Genomic DNA, 17,094 nt, shown 5'->3' with positions numbered 1-17,094 from the left:
GCCGTACCCCCTCCGGGTACGGGCGCCCTCCCCTTTACCGGCGAGCCATGCCCCTGTGCGGGCCCGGCCCCGGAAGAACCCGAGAAGGACATCACGTGATGATCTCCGTCCTGCCCGCTCGCCCGACGGAACGCGCCAGCGCCGACGCGTCGGCGACCGCCTGGGCCCTGGCCGCCCGCGGCGGCGACCCCGACGCGGCCGACCATTTCGTCCGCGCCCTGCACGGTGACGTGCTGCGCTACGTCGCCCACCTCAGCGGCGACCCCCAGTCCGCGCACGACCTGACCCAGGACACCTTCGCGCGGGCGCTCGGCAGCCTGCACCGGTACGAAGGCCGCGCCTCGGCCCGCACCTGGCTGCTGTCGATCGCCCGGCGCGCGGTCGCCGACAGCCTGCGCCGCGCCGCGGTCCGCCCGCGCATCGCTGACACCGTCGACTGGCGGGCCGCGCAGGAGCGGGCCCAGCCACGCGACCTGCCGGGCTTCGACGACGGGGTGGCCCTGCTGGACCTGCTGGAGAGCCTGCCCGAGGAACGCCGGGAGGCGTTCGTGCTGACCCAGGTGGTCGGGCTGTCGTACGAGGAGGCGGCCGGCTTCGTCGGCTGCCCCGTCGGCACGGTCCGCTCCCGGGTCTCCCGCGCCCGTACGACGCTGGAGCGGCTGCTCCAGGAGGCCGAGGCGCCCAGCACCCTGGCGGCCTGACCCCAGGCGCGGGAGCACTTGCGTCGGCCGGTCCCGGCGGCACGGTCCCCGCACCGGGGCCGTTCCGCCGGGAACTCGACGGGACAGTGGGACGACTACTACCGCGTGGCAGTCATCAGCAAGCGATTCCGTCGTCCGACGGAGAGTCCGGCACCTCAGGTGCCGTCGGCCGCCGCCGATCCGGTTGCGCTGGACGTACGACTGCGGGACGTGACCTTCGAGGACGTCACGGGGCTGTGCCTCGATGTCGCCCCGGGCGAACGTGTCGCTCTGACCGGCCGGGACGGCGCGACGGGCACGACACTGCTACGCGCGGTCGCCGGCCTGCGTCCGGTGCACGGCGGCGAGATCACCGTCGGTGGCCGGGGAGACCGGACCCCCGCCGAACGTGCGTGGCGCGGCCGGGCCTGCGCGTGGCTGCCCCGGGCCGCCGTCCCCGCCCGGTCCCGGGCGACCGCGGGCGGCGTACTGGCCCGCAGCGGAAACCCGGCGGCGGCGGCACTGGCCGCCGACCTGCTGGGCGTGGGCAGGCTGACGGACCGCCCCCTGCACAGCCTCACCCGGAGCGAGGCCCAGCTTCTACATCTGGCCCGGGTGATCGGCTGTGTGACGGCGGGAGCCGGCGTACTGGCTGCCGACGACCCCACCGACGGACTGGAACCGGCCCACCGGGACGCTCTCGTGCGGCTGCTCGCCGAACTGCCGGTGACCCTGCTGGTGTCGACCGCCGACCCGGCGCTCACAGCGCTGTGCGACCGGAAGGTACGTCCGGTGCTTGGGTCAACTCCCCTGGCGCGCTGAAGAATTGGCGGAAACTCGCGGGAACTCCCCGGCTTCTCCCCCCGACTACTACTGCGACGCCGACCCACCGGTCGGCCACCGCGGTAGCGGCCGGGAGGGGCCAGCATGACACCCGAGATAGAGGACGCCTTCGCGGCGATCAGAGGCGAGCACGGCACGGACACCTTGAAGCGTGTGGAGCGGATGCTGGAGCCCGGGGGAGGAGCGCCGCGCCATCCTCTCCAGAAGGGGGCCAAGTGGATCCTGCCGGGTTTGTCCCCGACCCCATGGCACGATCCGCGTGGCCATCCGGAACTGACCCCCCTGGTCGAGGCGTTCGAAGCCGCTCATCCGGTGATCAAGGAGGAGCTGGCCGCGGCTTGGGAGACACGCCGGGAGGTGTTCTCCGACTACGAGCACTACCTGACGCGCCAGGAGGACTGGCAGGCGCTCTATCTGTACCGGGGAGGGGGCCTGGTCGAGGAATCGGCGGACACCGCACCGACGGCGTACAAGGCTCTCAAAGAGTTCGCAGTCGACACTGAGAAAATATGCCCGCTGCTGGAATGTCATTTCTCCACCCTGCTGCCAGGTGCTGCCGTCGCCCCGCATTGTGACCTGTGGAACTTCAGCATCAATCTCCATCTCGCCGTGGATATTCCGGACGGGTGCAGTATCACGGTCGCTGGAGAAACTCGTTCCTGGGAGGAGGGGAAGTGCCTGCTCTTCGACTACTCCTTCGAGCATGAGGCGCGCAATGACGGCGACCGGCCGCGAACCTGCCTGCTCGTAGACCTGTGGCATCCGGAGACAACCGTTCCCGAACGGCGCGCGCTGACCGTGCTCATCACGGAGATCAGGCGCCTCATGGGGGACGGCTGACCGCCTGAATCCTGTCAGTGAAAATCATCCGGCAGTCCGGTGCTGCCGGATAGAAGTGCTGCCCTAAAATGCAATTAAGGCGCGCTCTATCTGTTTTTCCGGTGGCGCTTTTCAAGCCTTCTTGCCAGTGTTATGGTGACTGAAAATGATCGACTGGACCGATTATCGGATCTGAATTTTTCGCTGCTTTTCATTGACGGCTGAGGAGGATGTCGACAGGTGCGGGCACGACTGTCCCTTCTCGTTCTGGCGCTGGCCCAGCTGGTCATCGCGCTCGACTACAACATCGTCTATGTTGCCCTTCCGGACATAGGCGCCGAGCTCGGTTTCTCCTCGCACGACCTCCAGTGGGTGGTCAGCGCCTACGTCGTGACCACGGGCGGCTTCCTCCTGCTGGGCGGCCGGACGGCCGATCTGCTGGGAAGGCGGCGGGCGTTCGTCGCCGCGGCGCTCCTGTATGCGGGTTCGTCCCTGGTCGGCGGACTCTCCCAGTCGGCGGGGGTGCTGGTCGTGGTGCGCGCGGTGCAGGGGCTCGGCGGCTCGCTGCTGTTCCCGGCCACCCTCGCCCTGATCAACACGATCTATGAGGAGGGGCCCGCCCGGAACCGAGCCCTGGCGGTGTGGGGCGCGGCGGGGGCCGGTGGCCTGTGCTTCGGGTCGCTCCTGGGCGGGGTGCTCGTGGAGGCGTTCGGCTGGCCGTCGGTGTTCTTCGTGAACGTCCCCATCGCGGCGGCACTCGCGTGGGCGGGTCTGCGGTTCTTCCCTGCGGACGGCCAGCGCAACGTCACCCGCCGGTTCGACGTCACGGGCGCGCTGGCCGCCACCGGCGGTATCACGCTCTTCGTGTTCCTGCTGGTGCACGCCCCCGAGGCCGGCTGGGGCAGCCCCTCCGCACTGCTCAGCGCGGTTATCTCCTTCACCCTGCTCAGTGTCTTCGCGCTCGTCGAGACCCGCTCGCGGGACCCGCTGGTGCCGGCGCGGCTGTTCGCCCACCGGGGCCTGGTCGCCGCCATGGCGATCACCGCCCTGTACAGCGCCACCTTCAGCTCCCTGCCCTATTTCATGACCCTCTACTTCCAGAACGTACGCGGCTACGGCGCGTTCGCGACGGGCCTGGCGTTCCTCGTCCCGGCGGTGGTGACCGCGCTGGGCACGCAGGCCGGTGAGCGGGCCGTCGCCCGCGTCGGAGTGCGCCGCATGCTGGTCGGCGGCATGGCGCTGGGTGCGGCAGGGGCGGCCGCCCTCGGTCTCGCGCTGACCGGGGACGGTTCGTACGCCCTGCTGCTGCCGGGGATCGTGCTGCTGGGGCTCGGCCAGGGCGCCGCCTGGACCGGCATGTGGATCGTCGCCGCCTCCGGAGTGGCCGCCGAGGACCAGGGCGTGGCCTCCGGTATGGCTTCCACGACGCTCCAGGTGGGCGGTGCGGTCGGCCTCGCCCTGCTGGTCGCCCTGTCGGGCAGCGTTGGCACGGGTCCGCCGGCCGAGGCCCTGCTGTCCGGGATACGTGGCGCCGTGTTCGCGGTCGCGGCCGTCCTGTGCTGCGGCGTGCCGCTCACCCTGGTCCTGCGCAGAACCGCGACCGCCGCCGTGTAGACGCCTCAACCACCCTCCTTCTCACCACCCCACGAGCCCCACGAGGAGAACAGCTGTGCCCAGCAACGCCTCCAGCCCGCCGGGCCCGGTGGCCGTCCTGTGCGGACTGGCCGGATGGGTGCCGCCCCGTGTGGTCACCAACGACGAACTCGCCGCACGCCTGGACACCGATGACACCTGGATCCGTACCCGCACCGGGATTCGCAGCCGGCACGTCGCCGAGCCCGGCCAGGCCACCTCCGACCTCGCCGTCGAAGCGGGTCGGCTCGCCCTGCGCTCTGCCGGTGGCGCCCCCGCTGACGCGGTGATCGTCACCACGACCACCCCGGACCGTCCCTGCCCCGCCACCGCGCCCGTGGTGGCCGCCCGCCTCGGCCTCGTGGGGGTGGCGGCCTTCGACGTCGGCGCGGTGTGTACGGGGTTCGTGTACGGCCTCGCGACCGCCGCCGGGCTGATCGCCGCCGGGGTCGCCCGCCGGGTGCTGCTGATCGGCGCGGACACCTACTCCACCATCGTCGACCCTCTGGACCGCACCAACGCGATCATCTTCGGGGACGGCGCCGGAGCGGTCGTCCTACGGGCGGGACGCCCCGACGAGCCGGGCGCGGTCGGCCACTTCGACCTGGGCAGCGACGGCGCCCACGAGGACCTGATCACCGTCGCGGGCGGCGGCTCCCGCCAGCGCTCGACCGGAGCCGAACCCACCCACGCGGAAAGGCACTTCGCGATGCGCGGTAAGGAGGTCTACCGGCATGCGGTGACCCGCATGGCCGCCTCGGCGCGGGCCACCCTGGAGCGGGCCGGGTGGAAGACCGGCGACGTCGACCACTTCGTGCCCCACCAGGCCAACCTGCGCATCCTGCACTCCGTCGCCGACGACCTGGGCCTGCTGAGGGAGCGTTGCGTGGCCAACGTCGACGCCGTCGGCAACACCGGAGCCGCCTCCATCCCGCTCGCCCTCGCCGACGCCGTGGCCGGGCAGCGGATCCGCCCCGGCGACCGCCTCCTTCTGACTGCCTTCGGCGGCGGCCTCACCTGGGGCTCCTGCCTGATGACCTGGCCCGAACTCCCCCCGCACCCTCACCCGCAATCGGAACGGACCACACCATGACCACCTACGAGCAGATCGTCGACGTCATCGTGAAGCTGCACGACGTCCCCGCCGACCTGATCCGCCCCGAGGCCACCCTCGGCGCACTGGACGTGGACTCCCTGACCACCGTCGAGATCAGCATCCGCATCGAACGCGACCTGGGCGTCACCGTCGGCGACGACGAACTCCAGCCCGACCTCACCCTCGGCCAGATCGCCGACCTGGTCGACTCCCGCCGCACCACCGCCGTCTGAACCGAACGGAAGGACCGACAGCCATGCAGATCAAGGACCAGCCGGGAGCCGCGCTCGGTGTCACCGTCGAGGGCTTCGACCACACCACGGCCTCCGAGGCGGACATCGAGGCTCTCAAGGCGGCCGTCTACACGAAGAAGATCGCTGTCCTGAAGGGCCAGGACCTCACCCCCGAGCAGTTCCTCGCCCTCGGCATGCGGCTGGGCCGCCCTGAGACGTACTACGAGCCGATGTACAAGCACCCGGACGTGCCCGAGATATTCGTCTCCTCCAACGTCCCGGAGAACGGCAGGCAGATAGGTGTGCCGAAGACCGGCAAGTTCTGGCACGCCGACTACCAGTTCATGCCCGACCCCTTCGGCATCACCCTCATCCACCCCCAGGTCGTCCCCGAGAAGAACCGCGGCACCTACTTCATCGACATGGGCCGGGCGTACGAGAAGCTGTCGGCCGAGCTGAAGAAGGAGATCGCCGGGACGCGCTGCCGCCACTCGGTGCGCAAGTACTTCAAGATCCGACCGCACGACGTCTACCGCCCGATCTCCGAGATCATCGAGGAGGTCGAGACGAAGACCCCGCCCGTCGTCCAGCCCACCACCTTCACCCACCCCATGACCGGTGAGACCGTCCTCTACATCAGCGAGGGCTTCACCGTCGGGATCGAGGACGCGGCCGGCGAACCGCTCGACGAGGAGCTCCTCAAGCGGCTCTTCGAGGCCACCGGCCAGCTCGACGACTCCTTCGAGCACGAGGGCATCCACCTGCAGAGCTTCGAGAAGGGCGACCTGCTGGTCTGGGACAACCGCAGTCTCATCCACCGCGCCCGTCACACCACCACTCCGGAGCCGACCGTCTCGCACCGCGTCACCGTCCACGACGAGCGCAGGCTCTACGACGGGATGCGCGCCGCGTGACCGCGCCCGCCGACGCATCGCCGCAACGGTCGTATCCCCCTGACGGGGAACTGCTGGTCCGCGTCCTCGCGCCCTACAAGCCGCACTGCAAGTACCTGAGGTCGGCCGAGGTCATACCTGGCGCCGGACTCGCCCGCGCACAGGGTGTGTTCGCGATCTCGGAGTCCTGCTACATCGACGACACCGGCCATCTGAACTCGGTCGAGGTCAACATCGCCTACAACCAGTTGATGTACTACCTGGTCGCCAAGTCCGTGCAGGAGGGGCTGCTGACCGGGTTCGAGGACTGGACTCTCGACGACTTCTGGCGCCACCAGCTCCCGGACATCCTCATCGCCCGCTTCGCGTCGAACTTCCGGCGGCCCGTCAATCCCCGTGATTTCACGGGGGAGATGGAGTTCCGCTCCGTGGCCCGGCGCGCTCCGGGCGGCGGCAGCCCCTTCCTCCACGCCCAGACCGTCTTCCGCTACCAGGACGCCCACGGCGGCCGGTGCGACGGCGAGGCGACCCTCGCATTCGTCAACGTCCCCTGACCCCACCGGAGGCAGAGCTTTCATGGAGACATCCACGGCGCCGCAGCCGCAGGACGCGAAGCTCCACCACCCCGAACTGAGCACCCTCGTCCACACCACCCGCTTCCACGCCGCCCGGCAGCCCGAAGCCGCCGCGGTGATCTGCGAGGACCGCACCCTGACCTACGCGGACCTCCACCACCACAGCAACCGCATGGCACACGCCCTGCGGGCCGCTGGACTCGGCGTCGGCGACCGGGTGGCCTACCTGGGCAAGGAGTCCGAGCACTACTACGAGGCCCTCTTCGCCTGTGCCAAGACCGGCACCGTGCTGGTCCCGGTCAACTGGCGGCTCACCGCACCCGAGGTGAGCCACATCCTCCAGGACTCCGGCACCCGGCTGCTGTTCCTGGAGGACGAGTTCGCCCCGATCGTCGAGGCCATGCCCACCAAGCCGCCGGAGACCGTCGTACCGGTGACCTCGATCACCACCTGGCGGGCCGGGCACCCGGACAGCGAGACGGAGTTCGAGGCCGGCCCGGACACCCCGGTCGCCCAGCTCTACACCAGCGGCACCACCGGCCTGCCCAAGGGCGTCGTCCTCGCCCACCGCAGCTTCTTCGCGATCCGCGACGGTCTCGCGAGCGAGGGACTGGACTGGATCGACTGGCGAGCGGGCGACATCGCCCTGATCGGCATCCCCGGCTTCCACGTCGGCGGACTGTGGTGGGCCACCCAGAACTTCAACGCCGGGACGACGGTGGTGGCGATGCGCGCCTTCGCCGCCCGGCAGGCCGTCGACCTCATCCGCGACCTCGGCATCACCACCGCCTGCGTGGTCCCGGCGATGTTGCGCATGATGCTCACCGAACCCGGGGTGAGCGCGAAGGACTTCACCACCCTGCGCAAGACCGTGTACGGCGGCTCCCCGATCTCGGAGGCGCTGCTGGAGGAGAGCCTCGCCGTCCTGGACTGCGAGTTCGCCCAGATCTACGGGCTTACCGAGACCGGCAACACCGCTGTCTGCCTGCCCCCGGCCGCGCATGTCCCGGGCGGGACGCTCATGCAGGCCGCCGGCCACCCCTACCCGGGCGTACGCGCCAAGGTCATCGACGACCAGGGCCGAGAACTGCCCCCGGGCGCGGTCGGCGAGGTCTGCCTGCACACCCCGGCCCGGATGGTCGAGTACTGGGGCCTGCCCGACAAGACGGCTGAGACGCTCGTCGACGGCTGGATCCACACCGGGGACGCCGGGTACCTCGACGAGGACGGCTACGTCTTCATCCGCGACCGGATCAAGGACGCCATCCTCGTCGCGGGCGAGAACGTCTACCCCGCCGAGATCGAGAACGTCCTGGAACACCACCCCGGGGTCGGGGAGGCGGTCGTCGTCGGCATCCCCGACGAGCGGTGGGGCGAGAAGGTGCACGCCTTCGTCGTCCCCGCGGCCGGGGAGCGGCCCAGCCCCCGGGACCTGCACACCTTCCTCGTGCCGCGCCTGGCCGCGTTCAAGCTGCCCGCGAGCTACGAGTTCACCGACCACGTCCCGCGCAACCCCAGCGGCAAGATCCTCCGCCGCGAGCTGCGCGACCGCTTCTGGAGCGACTCCGCGCGCAAGGTCAACTGACCGGCCCGTCATCGCCACATCACGGGACGAGCCACGAGAGAGAGCCCTTATGCCTGAACCCCTCACCCTGGACGGCTTCCGCGCGGACCTCGCAGAGTGTCTGTTCCTGGAGCCCGGTGAAGTCGACCTGGAGGACAGCCCGTTGGACGCGGGGCTGGACTCGCTGCGCATTGTCACCCTGCTGGAGCGCTGGCAGGCGGCGGGTGCCGAGGTGACCTTCGTCGAACTCGCCGAACGCACCACGTTCGCTCAGTGGTGGCAGCTCCTCTCCCAGCGTCAGGGGCAGCGGACATGACGGGCAGTCAACCACTGCTGGCCGCCCAGGAGGGCATCTGGGCCGGCCAGCAGCTGGACGCGGACAGCCCCGCCTACAACACCGCCGAGTACCTGCGCATCACCGGCGCGGTCGACCCGGCTGTCTTCGACCGGGCCCTGCACCACGTCGTCGCCGAGACCGAGGCCCTCAACGTCACCTTCGACACCGACGACACCGGCCGCCCTTGGCAGATCAGCACTCCGGCAGGGGACTGGCGCACTCACATCGCCGACCTGACCGCCGAACCCGACCCGCACGCAGCCGCCCTGGCCTGGATGGACCAGGACATGACCCGCCCCGTCGACCTCACCCGGGGCCCGGTCTTCGGCCACGCGCTGCTGCTGACGGGGCCGGAGGAGTTCCTCTGGTACCACCGCGTCCACCACATCGCGCTCGACGGCTTCGGCCTCTCCCTAGTGGCCCGGCGGGTCGCCGAGGTGTACACCGCCCTCATGGCGGGCGAACCCGTACGGGAGAGCGGCTTCGGCACCCTGGAGTCCGTCCGCGCAGAGGAAGCCGCCTACCGCGACTCCGCCCGGCACGCCAAGGACCGGGCCTACTGGACCGGCCGTTACGCGGACCGTCCGCCGGTGGCCACTCCGGCGGGCCGCTCCGCGCTGCCCGCCCGCACCTTCCACCGCCATGTCACCGACCTCGACCCGTCCGCAGCAGGTCAACTGCGTACGGTCGCCCGTGACCTGTCGGTCACCTGGTCCGAGGTGCTCCTCGCGGTGACCGTCGCCCACCTGCACCGGCTCACCCGGGCACCGGAGATCGTCCTGAGCCTGCCCGCCATGGGCCGCCTGGGTTCCGTCTCCCTGCGGGTGCCCGCGATGGTGCGCAACATCCTGCCCCTGCGCGTACCGGTCGCCCCCGACGACAGCCTGCGCGTCCTCGCTCCCCGCGTCTCGCGCGAGCTGCGCGCCGGACTGCCCCACCAGCGTTACCGCTACGAGCAGTTGCGCCGCGACCTGAAACTGGTGGGCGGCCAACGCCGGCTGTCCGGTCCTGGCGTGAACATCATGCCGTTCCAGTACGACCTGAAGTTCGCCGGACATCCGAGCACCGTCCACAACGTGTCCGCGGGCCCTGTCGACGACCTCGCCGTCAACGTCTACGACCGCGGCGACGGCACCGGTCTACGCGTCGCCGTCGACGCCAACCCCGACCTGTACACGGCGGCGGAGACGGCCGCCTTTCAGGAGGGCCTGCTCGCCCTGCTGACCACGGCCCTCACCGACCCGGACCGGCCGCTCGGCGGATCACGGGCGCACGCCAGCGTCCCCGTCCTGGACGGCGGCCCGCTGCCCGCACCCGCCCGCCCGGTCCTGAGCCAGATCGCAGACCACGCGGCCCGCAGGGGCGGGGCCGTCGCCGTCGAGCATGGCGGAGACGCACTGACCTACGCCCAACTCTTCGGCGCGGCCCGGGACATCGCGCGCCGTCTGGCAGCCCGGGGCGTGGGTCGCGGCGACGTGGTGGCGGTTGCCCTGCCCCGGGGCGGCGCCGCCGTCACCGCCGTCCTCGGCGTACTGATGTCCGGCGCCGCCTACTGCCCCCTCGACCCGAAGGCACCCGCCGACCGCACGGCCCGCCTGCTGGCCGACACCGTCCCCGCCCTCGTTCTGACGACCGGCGACAGAGCGGCCGACTTCGCGGAGCACGCCGTACTCCCGCTGCTCCCTTCTGACGACCGGGACCCGGAGCACGCCGGCGTTTCCAGGCCACCCGCGCCACCGGCACCGGCAGACCTCGCGTACGTCCTGCACACCTCCGGCTCCACCGGCCGCCCCAAAGGGGTGGCGGTCGGCCACGCAGCGCTGGCCCACTTCGTCGCCGCGGCCACGCACCGCTACGGACTGCGTCGCGAGGACCGCGTCCTGCAGTTCGCGCCACTGCACTTCGACGCCAGCGTGGAGGAGATCTTCCTGACCCTGTGCACCGGGGCCACCCTGGTCGTCCGCACCGACGACATGACCGAGTCCGTGCCGGGCTTCCTCGACGCCTGCGCACGGCTGCGGGTGAGCGTGCTCGACCTGCCCACCTCCTACTGGCACGAACTCGCCTACGCGGTCTCGACCGGCGCCGCCGCCCTCCCCGAGGGCGTACGCACCGTCGTCATCGGCGGCGAAGCGGCCCTGCCCGAACGGGTCGAGCGCTGGCGCAAGGCGGTCGGCACCTCGGTCGCGCTGCTGAACACCTACGGCCCCACCGAGGCCACAGTGGTCGCCACCGTCGCCGACCTGCACGCCCCCGCCCTCGCCGGCGGAGACGTCCCCATCGGCCTGCCCCTGCCCGGCACGCGGGCGGCGGTGGCCGACGGCGAGCTGTACCTCCTCGGCCCCACCCTCGCCGACGGATACCGGCCCGACGTGCCGGACAGCGCGCGCTTCGCCCCGCTCACCGCCCTGCCGGACGCCCCGCGCGCCTACCGCACCGGCGACCTCGTCCGCATCGGCGAGGACGGCCAACTGCGCTACCTCGGCCGGGCCGACACCGAGTTCAAGATCAGCGGACATCGGGTCCAGCCCGCCGAGGTCGAAACCGCCCTGCTCACGTTTCCGCGGATCAGGGAGGCTGCCGTCGTCGGGCAGGTGCTGGCGGACGGCACCCGGCGCCTGGTGGCCCACCTCGTGGCGGAATCCCCCGCGCCGTCCGCCGCCGATGTCAGAGACCACCTGCGGGCGTCGCTGCCCGCGGCGATGGTGCCCTCCGCGATCGAGTTCACGGACCGGCTGCCTCGCACCGGCTCCGGCAAGATCGACCGGAACGTGCTCGCCGAACCGCGCGCCCACCGGGCGCCCACGACCGGCAGCCCCCTGGAGCTGACCATCACCGGCGTCTGGGCACACCTGCTCGGGAACGACACCGTCACGGTGGACGACGACGTGTTCGACCTGGGCGCCCAGTCCCTCCAGGCCATCCAGGCCGCCAACCGGCTGGGCGTCGAACTCGGCCGGGACGTGAAGGTCGCCTGGCTCTTCCAGCACCCGACCGCCGCGGCTCTGGCCCGCTTCCTCACCGAAGCGGAGGCGGAGGCGGGAACGGGGGCCGGAACCGAGACCACGGCCGCCTTCCCGCCGGCTCTCCTCACCGACGCCGAGCTCGATCCGGGCATCCGGCGCGGCATCCGCCGTACTCCGCATGCCGCGCCCAGGCGCATCCTGCTGACCGGCGCCACCGGCTTCGTGGGCGCGCATCTGCTGGCCCGGCTGCTGGCCGACACGGAGGCCGAGATCGTCTGCGCTGTGCGGGCCGCCGACGTGCCCGAAGCCACCGCCCGCGTCCACGAAGCCCTCACGCGCCACGGCCTCACGCTCGACGGCCGAGCGGCGAACCGCGTGACGGCCTTGCCCGCCGACCTAGCCAGGCCCGGCCTCGGACTGCCCCGCGAGACCCTGTCCGACCTCGCCGCGAGCTGCGACGCGATCTTCCACAACGCCGCCACCGTCAGCATCATGCGCGACTACGCCACCCTGCGCGCAGCCAACACCGAGTCCACCCGGCAACTGCTGCGCCTAGCCGCCGTCAACTCGACCCCCCTGCACTACGTCTCCACCCTCTCCGTCGCCCCACCGGCGAGCCTCAGTGCCGAGGCGCCGGAGGAGTTCCTGCCGCTCCACGAGGGTCTGCGGTACGGCTACCAGCAGTCCAAGTGGGCCTCCGAGCGGCTCCTCGAACAGGCGGCGGAGCGCGGTATGCCCGTCACCGTCCACCGTCTGGGCCGGGTGACGGGGCCCGCCGACACCGGGTACGTCAACGAGCGCGACTTCCTATGGAGCGTGCTGCGCGCGGGCATTCCGGCAGGCATCGTTCCGGAGCTGTTCGAGGACGAGGTGTGGACCCCGGTGGACTTCGTCGCGCGTTCCCTCGTCCACCTGTGCCTGGGGCAGCCGGACGCGACGGCCGCGGGCCCGGTCTTCCACCACGCCACCCTGCCCCGCGTACGCCTCGCGGACGTCTACGACTGGGTGCGGGCATACGGGTATCCGGTGCGCGCACTCCCGCTCGCCCGGTGGCGGGAACGCCTGCCGCGCTCAGCCGACGTGGCGGCCACCACCCTGGCCTTCTTCGACTCCACAGAAGAGGCCGTCTTCCATCGGGCCGCTCCGGCTGACCTGCGCCTCGGTCATGTGCACGCCGGCCGGGTCCGGGCGGGCCTGACGGGCAGCGGGATCACCTGCCCGCCTGTCGACCGTGCCCTCTTCTTCCGCTACCTGGACCACTGTGTGGCGGTCGGTGCGCTGCCTGCCCCGGCTCGGCGGTCCTGCTCCCCGCTCCCCGCGAAATAGTCGGCAACTTCCGGGAACTCAACGTCGCTTCGCTCCGACTACTGCAACAGAACCGTCAGCCCATGAGCACATTCCTCACGCAAGGAGCCCGCATGTCGATGCACCGGCCGGCCGCTGCCGTCGCCCTGGCCGCAGCCCTCTGTCTGCTCACGGCAGCATGCGGCTCGTCGTCCGACGACAAGGCGAGCGACACGATGACCGAGGCCGCGGCCTCGAAGAGCGGGTACCCGGTCACCCTCGACAACTGCGGCCAGAAGGAGACCTTCAAGAAGGCCCCCAGCAGGGTGGTCGTCATGAACGGCGCCTCGGTCGCTGAGGTCTCCACGCTTCTCGCCCTCGGCCTCGGCGACAAGATCGTCGCCAACCAGCAGACCTACGGCATGTCCGAGGTGGAGGGCCGGGCCGCCGCCATCAAGAAGCTGCCCACCGGGGACGTCAAACTCAACGACGCCTACGACATCCCCCGCGAGGCCATGCTCGGTCTGCGCCCGGACCTGGTGCTGTCCACCACGTCGTACGGCTTCGACGAGAAGAATGGCTTCGCCACCCGCGACCAGCTCAAGGACGTCGGCGCGAACAGTTACGTCTCGCCGCAGGGCTGCGACCAGGACACCTCCAAGATGACCATCGCCGACAGCTACCAGCTGCTGCGCGACATGGGCAAGGTCTTCAACGTCAGCGACAGGGCGGAGAAGCTGATAGCCGCCTCCGAGAAGAACATCGCGTCCGTCTCGGACAAGGTGAAGGGGGAGAAGAAGCCCAAGGTGATGGTGCTCTTCTCCAACATGTCCATGGGCGGCAACGACTTTAGTTCGGTCGTCGCCAAGGGCATCTACAACGACATCCTCACCAAGGCCGGCGGCGCCAACGCCTTCGAGAACGCCTCCAAGACCTCCTTCGCCGACCTCAGCAAGGAAAAGGTGGCCGCCACCGACGTCGACGCCCTCGTCGTCATCGCCTACAACGACCCGAACCCGGCGGCCTACGCCAAGAAACTTCTCAAGGAGTTCCCCCAGTGGCCGGCCGCCAAGAACAACGCGTACGTGACGCTGTCCGACTCGATGTACCTGGGCCCCAGCAACGACCTGGCCGTGGAGAAGGTCGCGAAGATGCTGCACCCGGACGCCTACTGACCCGGCTCAGGCTCCCGCTGGCGTTCACGCTCCTGCCCGTCGCGCTGCTCGCCACCATGATCGTGGCGATCAGCATTGGCGCGGTCAACGTCCCGCTCGGTGATGTGTGGTCGATCGTCTGGCACCACGTCACCGGCGCGGGTCCGGCTCCCTCCGACCCCGCGCTCGACCAGATCGTCTGGAACTTCCGCACTCCGCGGGTGGTCCTGGCGGCCTTGGTAGGCGCGGGCCTGGCGGTGTCCGGCGCGGTGCTCCAGACGGTGGTGTCCAACCCGCTGGCCGACCCCATCGTGCTGGGCTTCTCCTACGGAGCCACGCTAGGCGCCGTCCTCGTGATCACCCTAGGTGGGGGCGTGGCGCTCGCCGGGCTCGGGGTCTCGGCGGCGGCCTTCCTCGGGGCGATCGCCGCCGGGGCCCTGGTGTTCGCGCTCGGACAGCGGCGGGGCCGGATGGCGCCGACCCGGCTGGTGCTGGCGGGCGTCGCCGTCGGATACGTCTTCCTTTCCGCGACCAGCTTCGTGCAACTCCAGGCGACGCCGACCGAGTTGCGGACGGTGATGTTCTGGATGCTGGGCAGTGTGGCGGGCGCGAAGTGGGACCAGCTGCCCACGGTCACCGTCGTGGTGCTGGTGACCACTGTGCTGCTGTCCCTGTTCGGCCGCCGCCTCAATGTCCTGCTGGCGGGGGACGAGTCGGCCACCGCGCTCGGCGTCGACGTCAACCGGCTGCGGGCCCTCCTGCTCGTCCTCGCCGCGCTGCTGACCGGCACTGTCATCGCGGTCGCGGGCAGTATCGGGTTCGTGGGCCTGATGATCCCGCACCTGGTACGCCTCACCATCGGCGCCGACCACCGCCGGCTACTGCCGCTGACCGCTCTGCTGGGCGCGGTCTACCTGGTCCTCGTCGACCTGCTCTCCCGCACCCTCAACCGCCCCAACGAACTGCCGCTGGGCATCCTCACCGCCCTCCTCGGCGCCCCCTTCTTCCTGTGGCTGCTGCGCCGCAACAAGGGCCTGGACTCCGTATGAAACTCACCGTCGACCAGCTCCACGTCACCCTGGACCGCGCTCCGATCCTGCGGGACGTGAGCCTGGAGGCCCACAAAGGCGACATCGTCGGCCTCGTCGGCCCCAACGGCAGCGGCAAGTCCACCCTGCTGCGCACCGTCTACCGCTCACTGCGTCCGGCGGAAGGTGTGGTCCGGGTCGGCGAAGACGACGTCTGGGCCTTGTCCCCGCGGGCAGCCGCCCGTCGCACGGCCGCCGTCCTCCAGGACGCGGGGGGCAACACCACCGGCCTGACCGTCACCGAGATCGTCGCCCTCGGCCGCGCCCCCCACCACGGACTGCTCGGCCGCGACGGAACCGAGGACCACCAGGCCGTCGAGGAGGCCATCGACCACTGCGGCGTGCGCCCCTTCGCGGAGCGCGACTACGCCTCCCTCTCCGGCGGCGAACGCCAACGCGTCCTGCTGGCACGCGCGTTGGCGCAGAACCCCCAGCTCCTGGTCCTGGACGAGGTCACCAACCACCTCGACATCCGGGCCCGGTTCGAACTGCTGGACCTGATCCGCGCCACCGGCGTCACCACACTGGCGGTCCTCCATGACCTGGACCTCGCCGCCCGCCTCTGCGACCACCTGGTCGTCCTCCACGAGGGAGCCGTGGTCACCGCCGGACCGGTCCTGGAGGTGCTGACCCCGGAGGTCCTCCGGGACGTCTTCGGCGTCCGGGCGAGCACCGAGCGGCACGCCGACGGCGTCACCCGCGTCACCTACGGCGCCCGGCCGCTCGCCGACGACATGACGGCCGACGACGACCCCACGGCGGACGGGGAGGGCAGGACCGCCGAGAGCGCCGTCCGCTGACCGCTCGCTGACACCCGGTCAGGCTCCGGAGCCCACCACGGGGTCCGGAGCCTCGTACTGGATCCCGGCTCGCGTCCGCTCGCCCGCCTCGGCCCCGTCGTAGCGGGCCACCAGGTGCAGGGCCATGTCGATGCCGGCCGACACCCCGGCGCTGGTGACGATGTCACCGTCGTCCACGTAGCGCTCCTGGTTCCGCACCTCGACCGAAGGGTCTATCTTCGCGAGCTTGCCGAGGAAGTCCCGGTGCGTGGTCGCCGGGCGGCCCGACAGCAGCCCGGCGGCGGCGAGCACCAGCGATCCGGTGCACACGCTCGCCAGGACAGTGCCCCGCTCGTGCAGTCCCCGCAGCCACTCCAGGTGCCCGGTGTCCTCGATCAGGGCACGCGTGCCGTTGCCGCCGGGGTGGATGAGCACGTCGAGCGGCGGCGCCTCGTCCAGGGCGTGGTCTGCGACAAGCCCGAGCCCCTGGGAACCGCGCACCACCCGGGCTTCCGGCCCGAGGGCCAGGACCCGCACGGAGGACGACGTGACATGGGAGGCCCAGAAGCCGAGCACCTCCCACGGGCCCACCACGTCGAGTTCCTCGACGTCCTCGAAGAGCAGCACTCCGATGGTGAGGGTGTCGGTCATGACCACACCCTAGCCCGCACCGCGCCGCCTACCAGAGTTCCGCCCCTGTCGCAGGAACAGCCCCTACCCAGTTGGTCGTTGAACGAGAACCTTTGGTTCCGACCGGACTCGTCTCGGCGGAAGCACTGGGGGCGAACCGGCGTAGGGGAGCACAGAGGCGCGCTCCGTCAGCCGGGCACGCGGGCGCGTCGGGCCGCACGCCCGGGGGTATGCCCTTGGCAGTACCTGGCCTCAGGAGAACGCCCGCCTCCGGCCGCCCGACATCCCGAAAGGCAGCGCACGATGAGCGACATCACCGGTCTTGAGCCGCTGGCCACCTTCTGCGGCGAGTGCAACTGCGGTTGCCCGCAACTGTTCGTCGACCCGAGCGCACCCGAGGAGCGACGCGTCCTGCTCACCGACGACTTCGGCCAGCGCGTCGAGATGAGCGCCGTGCAGTTCGCCTCCCTGGTGGAGGAGGCGAAGGCGGGCAAGCTGGACGGCATAGCCGTCGCCTGACC

At 71.0% G+C, this 17,094-nt stretch carries 16 protein-coding genes; 15 read left to right on the top strand and 1 reads right to left on the bottom strand.

Annotation, left to right across the window (positions count from 1 at the left end):
- Positions 1-98 precede the first annotated feature (98 nt).
- From ACIOC0_RS38005 to ACIOC0_RS37940, 14 genes are all read left to right on the top strand, one after another.
- Positions 99-701, top strand: a complete 603-nt coding sequence (locus ACIOC0_RS38005) for a sigma-70 family RNA polymerase sigma factor (RefSeq protein ID WP_402161267.1) — start codon at positions 99-101, stop codon at positions 699-701.
- A 105-nt stretch (positions 702-806) separates the two neighbouring features.
- Complete coding sequence (locus ACIOC0_RS38000) at positions 807-1,502, top strand: ATP-binding cassette domain-containing protein (protein ID WP_402161264.1); 696 nt, start codon at positions 807-809, stop codon at positions 1,500-1,502.
- Between the two features lie 105 nt (positions 1,503-1,607).
- Positions 1,608-2,363, top strand: a complete 756-nt coding sequence (locus tag ACIOC0_RS37995; RefSeq protein WP_402161261.1) for an aspartyl/asparaginyl beta-hydroxylase domain-containing protein — start codon at positions 1,608-1,610, stop codon at positions 2,361-2,363.
- Positions 2,364-2,582: 219 nt separating this feature from the next.
- The gene (locus ACIOC0_RS37990) at positions 2,583-3,956 is read left to right on the top strand and encodes an MFS transporter (protein WP_402161258.1); all 1,374 of its coding nucleotides are present in this window, start codon (positions 2,583-2,585) and stop codon (positions 3,954-3,956) included.
- A gap of 55 nt (positions 3,957-4,011) precedes the next feature.
- Positions 4,012-5,067, top strand: coding sequence for a beta-ketoacyl-ACP synthase III (locus ACIOC0_RS37985; protein WP_402161255.1), 1,056 nt, complete (start codon positions 4,012-4,014; stop codon positions 5,065-5,067).
- Positions 5,064-5,303 (top strand): acyl carrier protein, encoded by a 240-nt coding sequence (locus ACIOC0_RS37980; protein WP_402161253.1) that lies wholly within the window; start codon positions 5,064-5,066, stop codon positions 5,301-5,303. Before ACIOC0_RS37985 ends, ACIOC0_RS37980 begins: the two co-directional genes overlap by 4 nt.
- Positions 5,304-5,326: 23 nt before the next feature.
- A complete protein-coding gene (locus ACIOC0_RS37975; protein ID WP_402161251.1) occupies positions 5,327-6,217 on the top strand; it encodes a TauD/TfdA dioxygenase family protein in 891 nt (296 codons plus the stop codon).
- A complete protein-coding gene (locus ACIOC0_RS37970) occupies positions 6,214-6,750 on the top strand; it encodes an FcoT family thioesterase (RefSeq protein ID WP_402161249.1) in 537 nt (178 codons plus the stop codon). Before ACIOC0_RS37975 ends, ACIOC0_RS37970 begins: the two co-directional genes overlap by 4 nt.
- A gap of 22 nt (positions 6,751-6,772) precedes the next feature.
- A complete protein-coding gene (locus ACIOC0_RS37965; RefSeq protein WP_402161247.1) occupies positions 6,773-8,356 on the top strand; it encodes a fatty acid--CoA ligase in 1,584 nt (527 codons plus the stop codon).
- A 49-nt stretch (positions 8,357-8,405) separates the two neighbouring features.
- Complete coding sequence (locus tag ACIOC0_RS37960) at positions 8,406-8,651, top strand: phosphopantetheine-binding protein (protein WP_402161244.1); 246 nt, start codon at positions 8,406-8,408, stop codon at positions 8,649-8,651.
- On the top strand, positions 8,648-12,964 hold the full coding sequence (locus ACIOC0_RS37955; protein ID WP_402161242.1) for an amino acid adenylation domain-containing protein: 4,317 nt from the start codon (positions 8,648-8,650) through the stop codon (positions 12,962-12,964). The genes ACIOC0_RS37960 and ACIOC0_RS37955 overlap by 4 nt, the downstream gene beginning before the upstream one ends.
- Positions 12,965-13,056: 92 nt before the next feature.
- Positions 13,057-14,097 (top strand): ABC transporter substrate-binding protein, encoded by a 1,041-nt coding sequence (locus ACIOC0_RS37950; protein ID WP_402161489.1) that lies wholly within the window; start codon positions 13,057-13,059, stop codon positions 14,095-14,097.
- Between the two features lie 56 nt (positions 14,098-14,153).
- A complete protein-coding gene (locus tag ACIOC0_RS37945) occupies positions 14,154-15,125 on the top strand; it encodes a FecCD family ABC transporter permease (RefSeq protein WP_402161239.1) in 972 nt (323 codons plus the stop codon).
- Positions 15,122-15,964 (top strand): ABC transporter ATP-binding protein, encoded by an 843-nt coding sequence (locus ACIOC0_RS37940; protein ID WP_402161236.1) that lies wholly within the window; start codon positions 15,122-15,124, stop codon positions 15,962-15,964. Before ACIOC0_RS37945 ends, ACIOC0_RS37940 begins: the two co-directional genes overlap by 4 nt.
- A gap of 18 nt (positions 15,965-15,982) precedes the next feature.
- Here the strand turns inward: ACIOC0_RS37940 and ACIOC0_RS37935 are convergent, their stop codons facing one another.
- Entirely contained in the window at positions 15,983-16,594 is a 612-nt protein-coding gene (locus ACIOC0_RS37935) for a DJ-1/PfpI family protein (RefSeq protein ID WP_402161234.1), read from the bottom strand.
- Positions 16,595-16,876: 282 nt separating this feature from the next.
- Here ACIOC0_RS37935 and ACIOC0_RS37930 point away from each other — a divergent pair, with 282 nt between their 5' ends.
- Entirely contained in the window at positions 16,877-17,092 is a 216-nt protein-coding gene (locus tag ACIOC0_RS37930; protein WP_402161231.1) for a hypothetical protein, read from the top strand.
- Positions 17,093-17,094: the final 2 nt, after the last annotated feature.

This window comes from Streptomyces sp. NPDC088254 (genome assembly GCF_044740925.1).
Taxonomy (GTDB): domain Bacteria; phylum Actinomycetota; class Actinomycetes; order Streptomycetales; family Streptomycetaceae; genus Streptomyces.
The sequence above is the reverse complement of the archived record's forward strand: the minus strand, read 5'-3'. Positions and strand labels throughout refer to the sequence as shown.

Bases quoted from the DNA above. Each gene is read 5' to 3' on its own strand.
- ACIOC0_RS38005 (WP_402161267.1), top strand. From the start codon at position 99: ATGATCTCCGTCCTGCCCGCTCGCCCGACGGAACGCGCCAGCGCCGAC.
- ACIOC0_RS37995 (WP_402161261.1), top strand. From the start codon at position 1,608: ATGACACCCGAGATAGAGGACGCCTTCGCGGCGATCAGAGGCGAGCAC.
- ACIOC0_RS37980 (WP_402161253.1), top strand. From the start codon at position 5,064: ATGACCACCTACGAGCAGATCGTCGACGTCATCGTGAAGCTGCACGAC.
- ACIOC0_RS37975 (WP_402161251.1), top strand. From the start codon at position 5,327: ATGCAGATCAAGGACCAGCCGGGAGCCGCGCTCGGTGTCACCGTCGAG.
- ACIOC0_RS37965 (WP_402161247.1), top strand. From the start codon at position 6,773: ATGGAGACATCCACGGCGCCGCAGCCGCAGGACGCGAAGCTCCACCAC.
- ACIOC0_RS37960 (WP_402161244.1), top strand. From the start codon at position 8,406: ATGCCTGAACCCCTCACCCTGGACGGCTTCCGCGCGGACCTCGCAGAG.
- ACIOC0_RS37955 (WP_402161242.1), top strand. From the start codon at position 8,648: ATGACGGGCAGTCAACCACTGCTGGCCGCCCAGGAGGGCATCTGGGCC.
- ACIOC0_RS37950 (WP_402161489.1), top strand. From the start codon at position 13,057: ATGTCGATGCACCGGCCGGCCGCTGCCGTCGCCCTGGCCGCAGCCCTC.
- ACIOC0_RS37945 (WP_402161239.1), top strand. From the start codon at position 14,154: ATGATCGTGGCGATCAGCATTGGCGCGGTCAACGTCCCGCTCGGTGAT.
- ACIOC0_RS37940 (WP_402161236.1), top strand. From the start codon at position 15,122: ATGAAACTCACCGTCGACCAGCTCCACGTCACCCTGGACCGCGCTCCG.
- ACIOC0_RS37935 (WP_402161234.1), bottom strand. From the start codon at position 16,594: ATGACCGACACCCTCACCATCGGAGTGCTGCTCTTCGAGGACGTCGAG.
- ACIOC0_RS37930 (WP_402161231.1), top strand. From the start codon at position 16,877: ATGAGCGACATCACCGGTCTTGAGCCGCTGGCCACCTTCTGCGGCGAG.